General features: G+C 67.3%; 13 protein-coding genes and 1 pseudogene. 6 read left to right on the top strand and 8 right to left on the bottom strand.

Annotation, left to right across the window (positions count from 1 at the left end; genetic code table 11):
* Window positions 1-90: 90 nt before the first annotated feature.
* Window positions 91-3,678 (top strand): transcription-repair coupling factor, encoded by a 3,588-nt coding sequence (gene mfd, locus Q0907_RS03620; protein ID WP_299341585.1) that lies wholly within the window; start codon window positions 91-93, stop codon window positions 3,676-3,678.
* 69 nt (window positions 3,679-3,747) lie between these two features.
* Here the strand turns inward: mfd and Q0907_RS03615 are convergent, their stop codons facing one another.
* Window positions 3,748-5,298: a phospholipase D family protein gene (locus tag Q0907_RS03615; RefSeq protein ID WP_299341583.1), complete on the bottom strand. Its 1,551-nt coding sequence runs from the start codon at window positions 5,296-5,298 to the stop codon at window positions 3,748-3,750.
* 115 nt (window positions 5,299-5,413) lie between these two features.
* On the opposite strand from Q0907_RS03615, the gene Q0907_RS03610 reads away from it, so the two are divergent.
* The 5 genes and pseudogenes from Q0907_RS03610 to Q0907_RS03590 all read left to right on the top strand — a co-directional run bounded on the left by Q0907_RS03610 (window position 5,414) and on the right by Q0907_RS03590 (window position 9,155).
* The gene (locus Q0907_RS03610; RefSeq protein ID WP_299341581.1) at window positions 5,414-5,959 is read left to right on the top strand and encodes a histidine phosphatase family protein; all 546 of its coding nucleotides are present in this window, start codon (window positions 5,414-5,416) and stop codon (window positions 5,957-5,959) included.
* A pseudogene (gene nfi / locus Q0907_RS03605) lies at window positions 5,956-6,620 on the top strand (deoxyribonuclease V). The gene Q0907_RS03610 and the pseudogene nfi overlap by 4 nt, the downstream one beginning before the upstream one ends.
* Window positions 6,621-6,708: 88 nt before the next feature.
* A complete protein-coding gene (locus tag Q0907_RS03600; RefSeq protein ID WP_299341578.1) occupies window positions 6,709-7,572 on the top strand; it encodes a pirin family protein in 864 nt (287 codons plus the stop codon).
* 153 nt (window positions 7,573-7,725) lie between these two features.
* A complete protein-coding gene (gene aqpZ, locus Q0907_RS03595) occupies window positions 7,726-8,448 on the top strand; it encodes an aquaporin Z (protein ID WP_296279998.1) in 723 nt (240 codons plus the stop codon).
* A gap of 245 nt (window positions 8,449-8,693) precedes the next feature.
* Window positions 8,694-9,155 (top strand): hypothetical protein, encoded by a 462-nt coding sequence (locus Q0907_RS03590; RefSeq protein ID WP_296279997.1) that lies wholly within the window; start codon window positions 8,694-8,696, stop codon window positions 9,153-9,155.
* 37 nt (window positions 9,156-9,192) lie between these two features.
* Here the strand turns inward: Q0907_RS03590 and Q0907_RS03585 are convergent, their stop codons facing one another.
* The 7 genes from Q0907_RS03585 to Q0907_RS03555 form a co-directional block, all read right to left on the bottom strand.
* Window positions 9,193-10,053: a pirin family protein gene (locus Q0907_RS03585; protein ID WP_299341575.1), complete on the bottom strand. Its 861-nt coding sequence runs from the start codon at window positions 10,051-10,053 to the stop codon at window positions 9,193-9,195.
* Window positions 10,054-10,230: 177 nt separating this feature from the next.
* Window positions 10,231-11,592 (bottom strand): NAD-dependent succinate-semialdehyde dehydrogenase, encoded by a 1,362-nt coding sequence (locus Q0907_RS03580; protein ID WP_299341573.1) that lies wholly within the window; start codon window positions 11,590-11,592, stop codon window positions 10,231-10,233.
* 128 nt (window positions 11,593-11,720) lie between these two features.
* Window positions 11,721-12,563, bottom strand: a complete 843-nt coding sequence (locus Q0907_RS03575; protein WP_299341570.1) for an ABC transporter permease subunit — start codon at window positions 12,561-12,563, stop codon at window positions 11,721-11,723.
* Window positions 12,560-13,474, bottom strand: coding sequence for an ABC transporter permease subunit (locus Q0907_RS03570; protein ID WP_296279993.1), 915 nt, complete (start codon window positions 13,472-13,474; stop codon window positions 12,560-12,562). Before Q0907_RS03570 ends, Q0907_RS03575 begins: the two co-directional genes overlap by 4 nt.
* Window positions 13,471-14,607 (bottom strand): polyamine ABC transporter ATP-binding protein, encoded by a 1,137-nt coding sequence (potA, locus tag Q0907_RS03565; RefSeq protein WP_299341568.1) that lies wholly within the window; start codon window positions 14,605-14,607, stop codon window positions 13,471-13,473. Before potA ends, Q0907_RS03570 begins: the two co-directional genes overlap by 4 nt.
* A gap of 101 nt (window positions 14,608-14,708) precedes the next feature.
* Window positions 14,709-15,830 carry a polyamine ABC transporter substrate-binding protein gene (locus Q0907_RS03560; RefSeq protein WP_296279990.1) on the bottom strand — a complete coding sequence of 374 codons (1,122 nt, stop codon included), beginning with the start codon at window positions 15,828-15,830 and terminating at the stop codon, window positions 14,709-14,711.
* 199 nt (window positions 15,831-16,029) lie between these two features.
* Window positions 16,030-17,145, bottom strand: coding sequence for a polyamine ABC transporter substrate-binding protein (locus Q0907_RS03555; RefSeq protein WP_299341565.1), 1,116 nt, complete (start codon window positions 17,143-17,145; stop codon window positions 16,030-16,032).
* Window positions 17,146-17,176 lie beyond the last annotated feature (31 nt).

Raw genomic sequence — 17,176 nt, 5'->3', positions numbered from 1 at the left:
CAGGCCCCGGCAAGCCCGCTTGGTAAACTCCGCGTTCCTTCGCGCTGGCCATCCATGGTGTCCGGCGCTGCCGTTGTTTTTGCAGACCCCATGACCGACGCCCCGAAAACCTTCCCTCTCCCACCGCCGCTGCCCCGTGGCGGCCAGTCGCGCGCCTGGTGGCGTGCCCCGGCATCGCCGACCGCACTCGCCTGGTCGATCGCGTCCGCCGCGCACGCGCATGACGGGCCGCTGCTGGTCGTCGCGCGCGACAACCACGATGCGCACCAGCTCGAAGCGGACCTGCATACGCTGCTGGGGCACGACCCCGCGATACCGTTGGTGCCGTTCCCCGATTGGGAAACCCTGCCGTACGACCAGTTCAGCCCGCATCCGGACATCGTGTCGCAACGCCTGTCCGCGCTGCATCGCCTGCCCACGCTGGCGCGCGGCATCGTGATCGTGCCGGTGCAGACGCTGATGCAGCGGCTGTCGCCGTTGCGCCACATCGTCGGCGGCAGCTTCGACTACCGCGTCGGCCAGCGGCTCGACTTCGACGCCGAGAAGCGCCGGCTGGAAGCGGCCAGCTACCGCCACGTGCCGCAGGTGCTCGACCCGGGCGACTTCGCCGTGCGAGGCGGGTTGCTCGATGTCTACCCGATGGGTGCGGACGCGCCGCTGCGCATCGAGCTGCTCGACGACACCATCGATTCGATCCGCCACTTCGACCCGGAAAGCCAGCGCTCGCTCGACAAGACCGATGCCGTGCAGCTGCTCCCCGGCCGCGAAGTGCCGCTGGACGAACGCGCCGTCGAACGCGCGATGACGCTGCTGCGCGACCGCTTCGACGTCGACACGCGGCGCAGCGCGCTGTACCAGGACCTGAAGTCCGGCCTGGCGCCGGCCGGCGTGGAGTACTACCTGCCGCTGTTCTTCGACCAGACGTCGACCCTGTTCGACTACCTGCAGGAGAACGCGCTGCCGCTGCTCACCGACGGCTTCGGCGAGGCGGCCGAAGCGTTCTGGGCCCAGACGCGCAACCGCTACGAGCAGCGTCGCCACGACATCGAACGTCCGCTGCTGCCGCCGGACGAGCTGTATCTATCGCCCGACGGACTGCGCGAGCACCTCAACCGGCGCGCCCGCATCGAGGTCTGCGGCACGCAGCACAGCCGGCATGCCGATGCGCTGCCGCTGGGCGAACACCCGTTGCCACCGCTGCCTGTCGCTGCCAAGGACGCGCCCGCCGGCGACGCGTTGAAGTCGTTCCTCGGCCACTACCCGGGACGCGTGCTGATCGCCGCCGATTCGCCCGGTCGCCGCGAGGCCTTGCTGGAAGTGCTGCAGGCGGCGGAACTGAAGCCGGAGGTGGTTGCCGACTTCAGCGCATTTCTTCCTTCTCCCGCCGGGAGAAGGTGGCGCGCAGCGCCGGATGAGGGTGCGGCGAAGACCTCGGCAGCCGAACCATCGCGTACGTCCCGCACCCTCACCCCAACCCCTCTCCCGGAGGGAGAGGGGCTTCCACGCTTCGCCATCGCCGTTGCGCCGCTCGCCGACGGCTTCGCGCTGGACGATCCGCGCATCGCAGTGCTGACCGAGCGCCAGTTGTTCCCCGAACGCGCCACGCAGGCGCACCGGCGCAAGCGCACCGGGCGTGAGCCGGAAGCGATCATCCGCGACCTCGGTGAACTGACCGAAGGCGCGCCGATCGTCCACGAGGATCATGGCGTCGGCCGTTATCGCGGCCTGATCGCGATGGACGTCGGCGGCATGCCGGGCGAGTTCCTGGAGATCGAATACGCGAAGGGCGATCGCCTGTACGTGCCGGTCGCACAGCTGCACCTGATCAGCCGTTACTCGGGTGCGTCGGTGGAAACGGCCCCGTTGCATTCGCTCGGTGGTGAAGCCTGGGCGAAGGCCAAGAAGAAAGCGGCGGAGAAAGTCCGCGATGTCGCCGCCGAACTGCTGGAGATCCAGGCGCGCCGCCAGGCCCGCGCCGGCCTGGCCCTGCACCTGGACCGCGCGATGTACGAACCGTTCGCCGCCGGTTTCCCGTTCGAAGAGACCCCCGACCAGCACCACGCGATCGAATCGGTGATCCGCGACCTGGCCAGCAGCCAGCCGATGGACCGGGTGGTCTGCGGCGACGTCGGCTTCGGCAAGACCGAAGTCGCGGTGCGTGCCGCGTTCGCTGCCGCCAGCGCGGGCAAGCAGGTGGCGGTGCTGGTGCCGACCACGCTGCTCGCCGAACAGCACTACCGCAACTTCCGCGACCGTTTCGCCGACTGGCCGCTGAAGGTGGAAGTGCTTTCGCGCTTCAAGACGGCCAAGGAGATCAAGGCGGAACTGGAAAAGCTGGCCGACGGCAGGCTGGATGTCATCGTCGGCACGCACCGGCTGCTCCAGCCCGACGTGAAATTCAAGGATCTCGGCCTGGTGATCGTCGACGAGGAGCAGCGCTTCGGCGTGCGCCAGAAGGAGGCACTGAAGGCGCTGCGCGCCAACGTGCACCTGCTGACGCTGACCGCCACGCCGATCCCGCGCACGCTCAACATGGCCATGGCAGGCCTGCGCGACCTGTCCATCATCGCCACGCCGCCGGCCAACCGCATGGCCGTGCAGACGTTCGTCACCCCCTGGGACGCGGCGTTGCTGAAGGAGGCGTTCCAGCGCGAGCTGTCGCGCGGTGGCCAGGTGTACTTCCTGCACAACGACGTCGAGAGCATCGGCCGCATGCAGCGCGAGCTGCAGGAACTGGTGCCCGAGTCGCGCATCGGCGTGGCGCACGGGCAGATGCCCGAGCGCGAGCTGGAACAGGTGATGCTGGATTTCCAGAAGCAACGTTTCAACGTGCTGCTGTGCACGACGATCATCGAGTCCGGCATCGACATCCCCAACGCCAACACCATCATCATGAACCGCGCCGACAAGTTCGGCCTGGCGCAGCTGCACCAGCTGCGCGGCCGCGTCGGCCGTTCGCATCACCGCAGCTACGCGTACCTGGTGGTGCCGGACAAGCGCAGCATCACCGCCGATGCGCAGCGCCGCCTGGAAGCGATCGCGTCGATGGACGAACTGGGCGCCGGCTTCACCCTCGCGACGCACGACCTGGAAATCCGCGGCGCCGGTGAACTGCTCGGCGAGGACCAGAGCGGCCAGATGGCGGAGGTAGGCTTCAGTCTCTACACCGAGCTGCTGGAACGCGCGGTGCGCTCCATCAAGGCCGGCCACCTTCCCGACGTCGACCTGGGCCAGGAGCGTCGCGGCGCGGAGGTCGAACTGAACGTGCCCGCGTTGATCCCGGACGACTACCTGCCCGACGTGCATACGCGCCTGACGCTGTACAAGCGCATCAGCAGCGCGCGCGACAAGGAGGAGTTGCGCGACCTGCAGGTGGAGATGATCGATCGCTTCGGCCTGCTGCCGGACCCGGCCAAGTACCTGTTCGCCACCGCCGAGCTGAAGCTGGCGGCGAATGCGATGGGTATCCGCAAGCTGGAGCTGGGCGAGCACGGCGGGCGCATCGTGTTCGAGGCCAAGCCGAAGATCGACCCGATGGCGGTGATCCAGCTGATCCAGAAGCAGCCGAAGCTCTACGCCATGGACGGGCCGGACAAGCTGCGCATCAAGGTGCCGATGCCGGATGCCCCGGACCGGTTCAATGCGGCGAAGGGCCTGCTGACCACGCTGGCCGCCTGATGCCGCGTGCGCCGTTCGCCGTTCGCAGGATGCGGATCAGGCATCGTGCGGACGCGCGCACGGCGCACGCTACAGTTGGGATTCCACCGGCAGCCACCCGATGGCATGTGCGGTCCACCGTCGCCAGACGCTGGCCTCGGGCTCCCGGTCCCAGATGCGCGGAGGCTGCTGCGAGGCGTCCTCCCAGCGCAGCGCACCGTCGTGCAGCTGCACGCGGTAACTCATGTCGGGGGCGATCTTCGTCTCATAGCTGCGCACGAGCGCGGTGGCCGCGTTGCGGTCGCGGAACAGTACGCCCATCTCGGTGTTGAGATTCACCGAGCGCGGATCGAGGTTGAACGAACCGATGAATCCTCCCTCCCCGTCCACCGCGAACGCCTTGGTGTGCAGGCTGGCGCCGCTCGAGCCGAACAGGCTGCTGTCCTGGTGGCCGTGAGGCATCAGTTCGAACAGCGTCACGCCCCCCTCCAGCAGCGGAATACGGTACGGCGCGTACCCGCCATGCACCGCCATCACGTCGTTCGCGGCCAGCGAGTTGGTCAGGACGCTGACGTCCACGCCCTCGGCGCGCTTGCCCACCAGCCAGCGCGTGCCTTCCTCGCCCGGCACGAAATAGGGCGAGATCACCCGCAGTTCGCGCCGGGCTTCGTTCATCGCCCGGCCCAGCCGGTGCACGAGCCACGACCCCTGCCCCTCGCCCTGTCCCTTGGACGCCGGATCCGAGTACACGCCCACCTGGTCGAGCCAGTGCAGCGTGTTGCCGCCCACCAGCGCGCGCATGCCGGGCGTGCTGCGCAGTCGCGCGACATAGTCCGTCGCCTGTGGCGACCGGTAACCGGCATCGCCGTTCTCGCGCAGGCGATCCAGCGCGCCGTCCTCGGCCCGGGTAAGGGCGGAGAGCGGGATGACCGACGCGCTGTTCCAGAAATCATCGAAGATGGCGGAGGTCTGCTTCACTGCCGGGCCCAGCAGGACGGCATCGAGGTCGAGGAAGTTGGTCTGCGCAGCCGCGTCGAAGTATTCGTCGCCCACGTTGCGTCCGCCCACCACCGCCACGCGGCCGTCGGCGATCCACGCCTTGTTGTGCATGCGGCGGTTCATCGCCATCGGCCGCAGCAGCATCTCGGTCGCACGTCCCAGCACGCCCGCACGGCTGCGCGAGGGATTGAACAGGCGCACTTCGATGTTCGCGTGCGCGTCCAATGCGGCCAGGTGAGAGTCCTTGCCGTGCGCCGTCATGTCGTCCAGCAACAGGCGCACGCGCACGCCGCGGTCGGCGGCGCGCAGCACCTCGTACCCCAGCAGGTTGCCGGTGAAGTCGTGGTTCCAGATGTAGTACTGCAGGTCCAGGCTGCGGCCGGCGGCACGTGCCGTGGCCGCACGCACGGTGAAGGCATCCAGGTTGTCCGACAGTAGCGCCATGCCGCTTTGGCGGCCGCGCTCGCGCAGCATCGGCGCGATCGCGCGGTCGAGCGCAGTGGCATCGGCCGCCGTCGGCAATGCATGCGATGCCGGCCCGCGCGCGCCTTCGGCGAACCGCCCATAGCTGTACAGCGCCACCGCGGACGCCGCCAGCAGCAGGACGATGGCGATGGCCAGCCGACGCAGCCACTTGCGCATGGTCTCCCCCTCTTCACGGACACGGTCCTATCGTAGCGGCAGCGCCGTGATGGCGCCGCTTGCGCCGGCCGATCCGCCGCTGCACGCTCGCCACCTGCCTTCACCGAGGATCGCCATGCGCCTGCCGCAACGGTTACGCACTCCCCTCCTGGTCCTGCTGGCGTCGTTGGCCGCCGGCTGCGTGACCCGCGCTCCCCGCGACATGGCCGCACCGCTGACGTTCGTGGTGGTCCGACATGCCGAGAAGGCGACGGACGATCCCGAGGACCCGAGCCTCTCCGCCGCCGGCCGGATCCGTGCCGATGCACTGGCCAGTCGCCTGAGCGACGAGCCGCTGGTCGCCGTGTACGCCACCGAGTTCCGCCGCACCCGGCAGACGGCACAGCCCACCGCCACGGCGCACCGGCTGCCGGTCGCGGCGTATTACGCGCGCGGTCCGGCGACAGAGATCGCGGGGCAGTGGCGGCAGGCGCACCGTGCCGGCACGGTGCTCGTGGTCGGCCACAGCAACACGGTGCCGGACCTGGTCGCCGCGCTCTGCGCGTGTGCGACCGCACCGATGGACGATGGCGAATACGACCGCATGTCCATCGTGCGCATCGGCGCCGACGGCGTCGCGACCCTGGACGTGCAGCGTTACGGCACCGCGCCGCCACGATGAACCCCGTATTCGGCGACTGGGACGGCAGCGTCGCGGATGCGCGGCGTGTGCAGGCGCAACTGGCGGCGGATGTCGTGCTGCGCGACGACGTGCCGGAGGTCCCGCGGTGGCTCGGCGGCTTCGATGTCGGATTCGAGGATGACGGCGCCACGACCCGCGCCGCCGCCGTGCTGCTGGACGCCGGCACGCTGCAGCCCACCGCCATGGAGTGGTCCGCCTTCCCACGTCGATGCCCTACGTGCCGGGCCTGCTGAGTTTCCGCGAGCTGCCGGCGCTGGTCGCTGCGCTCGGCCGGCTGCCGCACGTGCCGGACCTCGCCTTCGTCGATGGCCAGGGCATCGCGCATCCGCGTCGCCTGGGGATCGCCGCGCATTTTGGCGTGGTCACCGGCCTGCCTGCCGTCGGCGTCGCCAAGAACGTCCTCTGCGGTCAACACGAAGCACCGGGCGCCCTTGCCGGCGAACGCACGCCACTGCTCCATCGCGGCGACCACATCGGCTGGGTCCTGCGCAGCAAGCCGCGCTGCAACCCGCTGATCGTCTCGCCGGGGCATCGCGTCTCGATGCAGGGCGCGCTGGACTGGGTGCTGCGAACGCTCCGCGGCTACCGCTTGCCGGAACCGACGCGGCTGGCGGACCGGCTGGCGTCGCGGCGCGGCTGATCCGGCGCGCAACGATCCGTTTCCGTGCTGTTGCAGGCATGGCCGAGGCGCCGTGCGATGCTTCGTCCCTCTCCCGGAGGACCTGCCCATGACCACGATCATCGCGCCCCGCGTGCACGACCTCGGCGACGGTTTCAACGTCCGGCGCGCCGTGCCCAGCCTCCAGGCCCGCAGCGTGGGCCCGTTCGTCTTCGTCGACCACATGGGGCCGGCGGTGTTCGAGCCCGGCCGCGGCATCGACGTGAGGCCTCACCCCCACATCGGCCTGGCCACGGTGACCTACCTCTGGTCCGGCGCGATCCACCACCGCGACACGCTGGGGTCCGAGCAGGTGATCACGCCCGGCGACGTCAACTGGATGACCGCCGGCCGCGGCATCGCCCACTCCGAACGCACGCCGGGAGACGTGCGTGCCGGACGCCATGACGTGCACGGCATGCAGACCTGGGTGGCGCTGCCGACGTCGGCGGAAGAAGTCGCACCCGAATTCCACCACCATACGGCGGCGACCCTGCCGTGGATCGAGCGAGGCGGTGCCCGGCTGCGCGTCATCGCCGGTCGCGCGTATGGCGAAGAGTCGCCGGTGAAGGTGTTCAGCGGCACCTTCAACGTCGCCGTGGACCTGCAGCCGGATGCCGAGCTGGACATCGACGGCGGGCATGTGGAGCGCGCGCTCTACGTACTCGAAGGCCAGGCGCAGGTGGACGGTGCGGATATCCCGGAGAAGCACCTGGTGGTGTTCGATCGCGGCAGCCGGGCCGTGCTGCGCGCCAGGACACCCGTGAAGGCCATGTTGCTGGGCGGCGAGCCGCTGGATGCACCGCGCCACCTGTGGTGGAACTTCGTGTCGAGTTCCAGGGAGCGCATCGAACAGGCCAAGCAGGACTGGCTGGAAGGCCGCTTCGGCCACGTCCCCGGCGAAACCGAATTCATCCCGCTGCCCGAACGATGATCGGCGGCCTCGCCGCCAGAATGTGACACGAACTTCATTGGCGTTTGAATGCCTGCGGCGTAACGCAAAGCAAACACGTACGGCGAGGGGCTTCCGCTATCGTGCGCGCACCGTCATGTGACGGGGCGCACGATCACAGTGAGGGGAGCTGACATGAGTATGGCGAAGAGGCTCGCGGCAGAGTTCCTGGGCACGTTCTGGCTTGTGTTGGGCGGCTGCGGCAGCGCAGTGCTGGCGGCCAACTTCGGCGGCGACGGCAATCCCCTGGGCATCGGACTGCTGGGCGTGTCGCTCGCGTTCGGCCTGACGGTCCTCACCGGGGCCTACGCGTTCGGCCATATCTCGGGTGGCCATTTCAATCCGGCGGTCAGTATCGGCCTCTGGGCCGGCGGGCGCTTCCCGGCGCGCGACCTGCTGCCCTACATCGTCGCCCAGGTGGTGGGCGGTCTCGCGGCGGGCTTCATCCTCTGGCAGATCGCCTCGGGCAACCCCGCTTTCGCAGTGGATCCGAACGCGGCAGGCGCTTTCGCCAGCAACGGCTACGGCGCCATGTCGCCCGGGGGGTATTCGGTAGCGGCCGGCTTCCTGACGGAAGTCGTGCTGACGGCGTTCTTCCTGGTCGTCATCATGGGTTCCACCCACGGCCGCGCGCCGGTGGGTTTCGCGCCGATCGCCATCGGCCTGGCCCTGACCCTGATCCACCTGATCAGCATTCCGGTGACCAATACCTCGGTGAATCCGGCGCGGTCGACCGCCGTCGCGCTGTTCGCAGGGCCGGCTGCCGTGGGCCAGCTGTGGCTGTTCTGGCTGGCGCCGATCCTCGGCGGCCTGATCGGCGGAATGCTCTATGGTTGGTTGGGTCGCGACCGCGACTGATTCTTGCGCGCCGTGCCCGGTGGATGCCGGGCACGGCGACGGCATGGCGGTGACCGGGATCGCCGTTCCCGCGCCCTCGCGTTGTTTTGCGACGCAGCATGGGCTATGGTCGGGTCGACTGCCGGGGGAAAGCGGCAGCCGCCAACGTGGCATGCCAGGGGATGACGGAGGGCCGTGACGGCCCGCCACGGTGCGCGGACATTCGTACCGCCGTAGTCCGGGGTGTCGCACCCCAGGGGATTTGCATGAAGACCATGATCGCTGCCTTCCTTTTCCTGTTTTCCGCCGCTGCGTGGGCGCAGACAGCGCCGCCGTGCCCCACCCTGCCCGCGAACGCGGGCCTGGAATGGCAACAACGCGTGGATGCCACCTTCATCGCCTGCAAGGCGGTCGCCGCCGACGGGCGCGAGGTGCTGAACGTCATGCTCACCTCGCGCGATCCGCGGATCCGCCTGGAACGGCGACTGCGTGAGGAGGAAAGCGCGTTCTCCGGCGAGGAGATCTTCTGGTACCGACCCGATCTGGCCGGCCAGGAAACCTCGCCCGCGATGGCCTCGCGCCGCATCACCGTCGTCGAGCTGGACAACGACCGCTACGCGCAGGTCTGGATCAACGCCAACTCGCCCGAAGAGCTCGGCAGCCTGATTTCGCTGGCGCAGCAACTGGACGTGCGCGCCACCAGCGCGCAGCTGTCCGCCGGCAACTGATGGTCGCGGGGCGGGACGTGGTCCCGCCCTGCAGGGTTCAGAAGCGGCCTTCCTGGAAATCCACGAACGCCTGCATCAGTTCCTGCCGGGTGTTCATGACGAACGGGCCGTGGCGCATCACCGGCTCGCGCAACGGACGCCCCGCCACCAGGATCAACCGCGCCGGCTGGTTGCCCGCACGCACCTGCAGCGTATCGCCACCGCCCAGCACCCCCATTTCATGGGTGTCCAGCGCACGCGCTTCTTCGCCCTCGCCCACCGTCACCGCGCCCTCGAACACGTAGGCGAACGCGTTGTGGCCGACGGGCAGCGTGTAGTCCCAGGCACGTCCGGGCTGCAGTGCGATGTCGAGGTACACCGGGTCGGTGGCCGGTTGGGAAATAGGGCCCCGCGTGTCGCCGACACTGCCGGCGATCACCTTCACCTCGATGCCGTTGGCCGGATGCGCGACCGGAATCTTCTCCGGCGCGAACTCCTGGTACTTCGGCGCCGTCATCTTCTCGCGCGCCGGCAGGTTCACCCACAGCTGGAAGCCGCGCATGCGGCCGGATTCCTGCTCGGGCATCTCCGAATGCACCAGGCCGCGACCGGCCGTCATCCACTGCACGGCACCGGGCGTCAGCAGGCCTTCGTTGCCGTGGTTGTCGCGATGGCGCATGCGGCCATCGAGCATGTAGGTGACGGTCTCGAAGCCGCGGTGCGGATGCTCCGGGAAGCCGGCAAGGTAGTCCTCGGCCTTGTCGGTGCCGAACTCGTCCAGCAACAGGAAGGGGTCGAGATCCGGCAGGTCGGGCCCGCCGATCACGCGCGTCAGCTTGACGCCAGCGCCATCGGACGTGGGGCGGCCGCGGATCGTGCGGATCACGCGGGCGGGCGTGGTATCGGTCAGGGTACTCATGGCGCCTCCAATTCAACTGCCGACAAGATGGCGCCGGCATGTCGGCTTAGGAACGGCGCCTGCCGTAACCATCCGTTCCACCCATGGACACCGTAGGGCGGAGCCTGCTCCGCTGCCTTCCTTCCTGACCCATCATCACGGAGCCGGGCATGCCCGGCTCTTCGATGCCATCGCAGGTCAGGCGATATAGACCGACTTGATGTTCATGAACTCGTGGATGCCGTGCTCGGCCAGCTCGCGACCGAAGCCGGACCGCTTCGTGCCGCCGAACGGCAGGCGCACGTCGCTGCGCACGATCGCGTTGACGAAGGCCGCACCGACCTGCAACTCGCGCGCGATGCGGTTGCCGCGCTCGACGTCCTTCGTCCACACGCTGCCGCCCAGTCCGAACGTGGTGTCGTTGGCCACGCGCACGGCCTCGGCATCGTCCTTCACACGCAGGATGCTGGCGACGGGGCCGAACAGTTCCTCGTCATAGGCCGGCATGCCCGGCGCGACCGCATCCAGGATCGACGCCGGATACCCGGCATGCGACGCATCGGGTTCCGCGCCCAGCAGCACCTTGGCCCCTTTGGAAACGCTGGCCTGCACCTGCTTGTGCAGCTCGTCGCGCAGGTCCTGGCGCGCCATGGGAGCGAGCGTAGTCGCCTCGTCCTGCGGATCGCCGAGCTGCAGCTTTGCCGCCGCTTCCACGAAACGCTTCACGAACGCATCGGCGATGGCGTCCTGCACGATGAACCGCTTCGCAGCGATGCAGGTCTGCCCGGCGTTGCCGAAGCGCGACGCCACGGCGCCGGCGACGGTCTTGTCGAGGTCGGCATCGTCCAGCACGATGAAGGCGTCGCTGCCGCCCAGCTCCATGACGCTCTTCTTGAGCTGGCCGCCGGCGTTGGCGGCGACGGAACGGCCGGCACGTTCGCTGCCGGTCAGGGTCACCGCCGCCACCCGTGCATCACGGATGACCTCGGCCGCCTGATCGTTGTCGATGTGCAGCACGCCGAACACACCTTCCGGCAGGCCCGCCGCAGCCACCACCTCCCCGATCACGTCGGCGCAACGCGGCACGTTGCTCGCATGCTTCAGCACGGCGACGTTGCCCGCCATGAAGGCCGGCGCCAGGAACCGGAACACCTGCCAGAGGGGGAAGTTCCACGGCATCACGGCCAGTACGCAGCCGATCGGCTCATAGCGCACGTAGCTGCGCTGGCCATCGGTGGCGACCGGCTGGTCCTGCAGGTAATCGGCGGCGTGGTCGGCGTAGTAATCGCAGGCACCTGCGCACTTGTCGACCTCGGCCAGGGCCTCCTTGCGCAGCTTGCCCATCTCGGCCGTGATCGTGCGCTGGATATCCTCGCGACGCCGGCGCAACTCGGCGCCTATCGCACGCAACACCGTGCCGCGTTCGGCCAACGACAGCGCGGACCACGCGGGAAATGCCTTTACCGACGCCGCCAGTACAGCGTCGACCTGCGCGGGTGTCATCAGTTCGTGGCGATACTCGACCTTGCCGGTCGCGGGATTGGTGGTTTCGATGGTCATGGAGATTCTCTTGCCCGGCCCGGATTTTCGGACGGCATGTGTTAGCGGATCGTCGTTGCCTTGCAGGAGCGCCCGGGGGAGCTCCTGCGGGTAGGCCTGGATGACGGAGGTGCGTGACCGCCAGGGTGCTACCCGTTGTCCTGCAGCGCCAGTTGCATGTCGCGTTGGCGACGCTTCTCTTCCCGGGCCATGAACCACCAGCCCAGGAACGCGGCCACGCTGACCACCAGGATCATCAGCGTCGCGAGCGCATTGATCTTCGGACTCAGGCCCATGCGCACGGACGAGAACACCTTCATCGGCAGCGTGGTCGAACTGGGTCCGGCGACGAAACTGGCGATCACCACGTCGTCCAGCGACAACGTGAATGCCAGCAGCCAGCCCGACACCAGCGCCGGCGCGATGATCGGCAGCGTGATGAGGAAGAACACCTTGATGCGGTTCGCGCCCAGGTCCATGGCGGCTTCTTCCAGCGACTTGTCCAGCTCCGACAGTCGCGAAGACACCACCACGGTGACGAAGGCCAAGGTGAAGGTCACGTGCGCGATCCAGATCGACAGGATGCCACGCGGTTGCAGCCCCACCACCTGGCCGAGCGAAACGAACATCAGCAGGATCGACAGGCCGATGATCACTTCCGGCATCACCAGCGGCGCGGTGATCAACGCGCCGAACAGCGTCTTGCCCGGGAAGCGGCGCATGCGCGTCATCACCAGGGCCGCCATCGTGCCGAGCACCACGGCCGCCGTCGCCGTCCAGAACGCGACCTTGATGCTGATCCATGCCGCCTGCAGCATCTGCGTATCGCGGAACAGCTCGGCGTACCACTTCAACGAGAATCCGGACCACACCGTGGCCAGGCGCGACTCGTTGAAGGAATACACCATCAGGATGATGACCGGCACGTAGAGGAAGGCGAAGCCGAGCCCCAGGATCGTCCAGTTGACCGCGCGGTGTCCGGTGCGGCTCATGTCAGCCTCCCTTCCATCTCGCGCTGCTGCACCCGGTTGAAGATCAGGATGGGGATCAGCAGCAGGATCAGCATGACGATGGCCACCGCCGACGCCGCCGGCCAGTCGCGGTTGTTGAAGAACTCGCCCCACAGCACGCGGCCGATCATCAGCGTGTCCGGGCCACCGAGCAGTTCGGGGATGACGAACTCGCCGACCGCCGGGATCATCACCAGCATGCAGCCGGCGATGATGCCGGCCTTCGACAGCGGCAGGGTGATGGTGAAGAACGCCTTCCACGGTTTGGCGCCGAGGTCGTAGGCGGCCTCGAGCAGGCGGTGGTCATGCTTCACCAGGTTGGTGTACAGCGGCAGCACCATGAAGGGCAGGTAGCAATAGACGATGCCGATGTACGCCGCCATCGGCGTGTACAGGATCTGCAGCGGTTCGTCGATCAGGCCGATCTTCATCAGCAGGTTGTTGAGCAGGCCGTTGTTCTTGAGGATGCCGATCCACGCGTAGACGCGGATGAGGAACGACGTCCACGACGGCAGCACCACCAGCATCATCGCGATGTTGCGCGACGAGGGGGGCATGCGGGCGATGACATAGGCGATCGGGTACGCGACCAGCAGCGCGAGGAAGGTCGAGATGGCCGCGATCTTGATCGAGCTGAGGTAGGCGGCCACGTACTGGGAATCGGTGAACAGTGCCGCGTAATTGCCCAGGTTGAGCTTGAGCGTTAGCGCCTCGTCGATGTACTCGAGGATGGGCGTATAGGGCGGCATCGCGATCGCCAGCTTGGCGAACGAGATCTTCAGCACGATCAGGAAGGGAATGGCGAAGAACAGCAGCAGCCAGACGTAGGGCACCGAGATCACGCCCCAGCGTGGCCCCGGCAGGCGCTTGCCAAGGGAGCGGAGAAGGTTCATGACGTCAGCACCACGCCATCGTTGTCGCCCCACCATACCCAGACTTCATCGTTCCAGGTGAGGCCTTCGCTGGCCCAGCGCTGCACGTTGGCGAAATTGGCCATGAACTTGTACCCGCTCGGCAGGCGTACGTGGTAGACCGAATGGCTGCCGAAGTACGCGATGTCCTCGATCACGCCCTTGGCCTTGTTGTGCGGCTGCGGCGGCTCCTGCTTGCCGATCCCAAGCTTTTCCGGCCGCACCGCGAACCCGACCTCCTGCCCTTCGAAGCCCGAGATGCCGTGACCGATGTAGATCGGATCGGGCAACTGCGGCGAGCGGATGGTGACGTAGTTCGCTTCGTCCTCCTCCACCGCGCCTTCGATCAGGTTGACGGAGCCGATGAACTCGGCGGCGAAACGGCTGGTCGGCTGCTCATAGATCTCGTCCGGCGTGCCGACCTGGCGGATCCAGCCCTGGTCCATCAGCGCGATGCGGGTGGCCATGGTCATCGCCTCTTCCTGGTCGTGGGTGACCATCACGCAGGTCACGCCCGACTTCTCGATGATGCTGACCAGCTCCAGTTGCATCTGCGAGCGCAGCTTCTTGTCCAGCGCGCCCATCGGTTCGTCCAGCAGCAGCAGCTTAGGTCCTTTCGCCAGCGACCGCGCCAGTGCCACGCGCTGCTGCTGGCCGCCGGAGAGCTGGTGCGGCTTGCGCTTGGCCAGCTTGCCCAGCTGCACCAGCGCCAGCATCTCCTCGACGCGCTTCTTGATCGCCTCCCTGGACAGGCCGTCCTGCTTCAGGCCGAAGGCGATGTTCTGCTCCACCGTCATGTGCGGGAACAGCGCGTAGGACTGGAACATCATGTTGAGCGGCCGCTCGTAGGGCGGCAGGTCGTTGAGCAACTGGCCGTCCAGGAAGATCTTGCCGGAGGTCGGCTTCTCGAACCCGGCCAGGCAGCGGAGCAGCGTCGATTTGCCACTACCCGAGCCCCCCAGCAGCGCGAAGATCTCGCCCTTGCGGATGGTCAGGTTGGTGTCGTCGACCGCGACGAAGCCGTCGAACTCCTTGCGGACGTCGACGATGCGCAGGTACTCCTGCGCGTTCGCCTTGCCGTTCTGTGCCGCGCCGTTGCCCTGTTCTGCCGCCATGGAGATCCCCTGGTCGCCGGGCTGCCTGGGCACCGGCATGGATGTGGGTATGAGCGATCACGCAAGGCCGGGACGGCGTGTGTCCGTCCCGGCCAAGGCGTTTACTTGCCGGTCTTCAGTTCCGTCCAGATCCGCGTGTACTGGCGATCGACCTCGGGCGTGATGATCGCGAAGGTGAACAGCTTCGCTTCGACGTCCGGCGTCGGGTAGATCGTGGGATCGCCGGTGATCGACGTGTCCATCAGCGCCTTCGCCTTCGGGATGGCATTCGGATAGCTGATGAAGTTGGAGTTGTTGGCCATCACCTGCGGGTCGAGCAGGTTGTTGATGAAGGCGTAGGCCTCGTCGACGTGCTTGGCGTCCTTCGGGATGGCAAGCATGTCGAACCATTGCGGTGCGCCTTCCTTCGGGATCGCATACGCGATGTTGACGCCGTTCTTGGCTTCCACCGCGCGATCGCGCGCCTGGATGATGTCGCCCGACCAGCCGACGACCAGGCAGGTGTCGCCGTTGGCCATGGCATCGATGTACTGCGAGGAATGGAAGTTGGTGATGTACGGGCGGATGGTCTTCAGCAGTGCGGCGGCCTTGTCGATCACCGCAGGATCCTGGCTGTTCGGGTCCTCGCCCAGGTAGTTCAGGGCGATCGGGATGATTTCCGACGGCGTGTCGAGGAAGGTCACGCCGCAATCCTTCAGCTTGCTGATGTTCTCCGGCTTGAAGACGATGTCCAGGCTGTTGGCGACATCGGTGCTGCCGAACGCGGCCTTGACCTTGTCGACGTTGTAGCCGATGCCGGTGGTGCCCCACATGTAGGGGATGGCGTACTGGTTGCCGGGGTCCTGGTTCTCCAGCCGCTTCATGATGGCCGGGTCTAGGTTGGCGTAGTTGGGGATCTTGCTCTTGTCCAGCGGCAGGAATACGCCGGCCTGGATCTGCCGCCCGAGGAAGTTCATCGTCGGCACCACCACGTCGTAGCCGCTGCTGCCCGCCAACAGCTTGGTTTCCAGTACTTCGTTGCTGTCGAACACGTCGTAGGTCACCTTGATGCCGGTGGCCTTCTCGAAGTTGGGGATGGTGTCCTCGGCGATGTAGTCGGACCAGTTGTAGACGTTGACCTGCTTGGCGCCGCCGGTGTCGGCGCCGCCGTCGCTGCCGGATTTTCCGCCGCAAGCGGCAAGGGTACAGAGGGCCAGGGTGGTTGCCAGTACGCGCAGTTTCATCAATCTCTCTCCATTCGGCCCGCGAGGGCGGCTTGATGTGGTCCCGGACCGGCCTGGGCCGCCGCGGGCGTGCTGTCATTGCAATGGCGTGTTCCGTGCCGTCCCGCTCCCCTACCCCCTCCCTGTGGCGTCGCCGGCTTTCACGGGCGATGCCACGATGACAAAGGGCGCGTCCTTGCCGGCACGCGCCCGTGGTATTTCAGCGTCCGGTCTTCAGCTCCGTCCAGATGCGCGTGTACTGGCGATCCACGTCCGGCGGCAGGACCGCGAAGGTGAACAGCTTCGCATCGACATCGGCGGGCGGGTAGATCGTCGGATCGTCCGAGATCGCCTTGTCGACCATCGGCTTCGACGACGGCACCGGATTGGGATACGTCACGAAGTTGGTGTTCGCCGCAGCAACCTTCGGGTCCAGCAGGTAGTTGATGAAGGCGTAGGCGCTGTCGACGTTCTTCGCATCCTTCGGGATGGCCAGCATGTCGAACCACTGCGGCGCGCCTTCCTTCGGGATGGAGTACGCCACGTTGACCCCGTTGCCCGACTCCGCCGCGCGATCACGCGCCTGGATGATGTCGCCGGACCAGCCCACCACCAGGCAGACATCGCCGTTGGCCAGGTCGTTGATGTACGAGGACGAGTGGAAGTTGCGGATGTACGGGCGGATCGACTTCAGCAGCGCCGCGGCCTTGTCGATCACCTTGGGATCGAAGCTGTGCGGATCCTCGCCCAGGTAGTTCAGCGCGATCGGGATCAGCTCCGACGGCGTATCCAGCACGGTGATCCCGCAGTCCTTCAGCTTGGCCGCATTCTCCGGCTTGAACACCACGTCCCAGCTGCCGGTGACGGCGGTGTCGCCGAAGATGGCCTTGATCTTGTCGACGTTGTAGCCGATGCCACTGGTGCCCCACAGGTACGGCACCGCGAACTGGTTGCCCGGATCCTGCAGCGCGATCCGCTCGAGCATCTTGGGGTCGACGTTCTTCAGGTTCGGGATCCTGCTCTTGTCCAGCGGCAGGAACACGCCGGCCTGGATCTGGCGACCCAGGAAGCTCAGCGACGGCACCACCACGTCGTAGCCGCTGCTGCCGGCCAGCAGCTTGGTCTCGACAATCTCGTCGCTGTCGAACACGTCGTAGGTGACCCTGACGCCCGACTGCTGCTCGAAGTTCGGGATCGTGTCCTCGGCGATGTAGTCGGACCAGTTGTAGACATTGAGCACCTTCGACGGCGCACCGTCGGCGGCCTTGTCATCCTTGCCGCCACAGGCGGCCAGCACGGCGGCAGCCAGCATGACGGTGAGGGCTTTGAGCTTCATCGGGGTCTCCATGGAACAGGAACGGGGGATG

It is taken from the genome of uncultured Pseudoxanthomonas sp. (assembly GCF_947498795.1).
Classification (GTDB): Bacteria; Pseudomonadota; Gammaproteobacteria; order Xanthomonadales; family Xanthomonadaceae; genus Pseudoxanthomonas_A.
The sequence above is the reverse complement of the archived record's forward strand: the minus strand, read 5'-3'. Positions and strand labels throughout refer to the sequence as shown.

Coding starts and splice junctions, on each gene's coding strand:
- Q0907_RS03590 (WP_296279997.1), top strand. CDS start 8,694: ATGAAGACCATGATCGCTGCCTTCCTTTTCCTGTTTTCCGCCGCTGCG.
- Q0907_RS03600 (WP_299341578.1), top strand. CDS start 6,709: ATGACCACGATCATCGCGCCCCGCGTGCACGACCTCGGCGACGGTTTC.
- Q0907_RS03610 (WP_299341581.1), top strand. CDS start 5,414: ATGCGCCTGCCGCAACGGTTACGCACTCCCCTCCTGGTCCTGCTGGCG.
- Q0907_RS03585 (WP_299341575.1), bottom strand. CDS start 10,053: ATGAGTACCCTGACCGATACCACGCCCGCCCGCGTGATCCGCACGATC.
- Q0907_RS03555 (WP_299341565.1), bottom strand. CDS start 17,145: ATGAAGCTCAAAGCCCTCACCGTCATGCTGGCTGCCGCCGTGCTGGCC.
- aqpZ (WP_296279998.1), top strand. CDS start 7,726: ATGAGTATGGCGAAGAGGCTCGCGGCAGAGTTCCTGGGCACGTTCTGG.
- Q0907_RS03570 (WP_296279993.1), bottom strand. CDS start 13,474: ATGAACCTTCTCCGCTCCCTTGGCAAGCGCCTGCCGGGGCCACGCTGG.
- Q0907_RS03560 (WP_296279990.1), bottom strand. CDS start 15,830: ATGAAACTGCGCGTACTGGCAACCACCCTGGCCCTCTGTACCCTTGCC.
- Q0907_RS03575 (WP_299341570.1), bottom strand. CDS start 12,563: ATGAGCCGCACCGGACACCGCGCGGTCAACTGGACGATCCTGGGGCTC.
- mfd (WP_299341585.1), top strand. CDS start 91: ATGACCGACGCCCCGAAAACCTTCCCTCTCCCACCGCCGCTGCCCCGT.
- Q0907_RS03615 (WP_299341583.1), bottom strand. CDS start 5,298: ATGCGCAAGTGGCTGCGTCGGCTGGCCATCGCCATCGTCCTGCTGCTG.
- Q0907_RS03580 (WP_299341573.1), bottom strand. CDS start 11,592: ATGACCATCGAAACCACCAATCCCGCGACCGGCAAGGTCGAGTATCGC.
- potA (WP_299341568.1), bottom strand. CDS start 14,607: ATGGCGGCAGAACAGGGCAACGGCGCGGCACAGAACGGCAAGGCGAAC.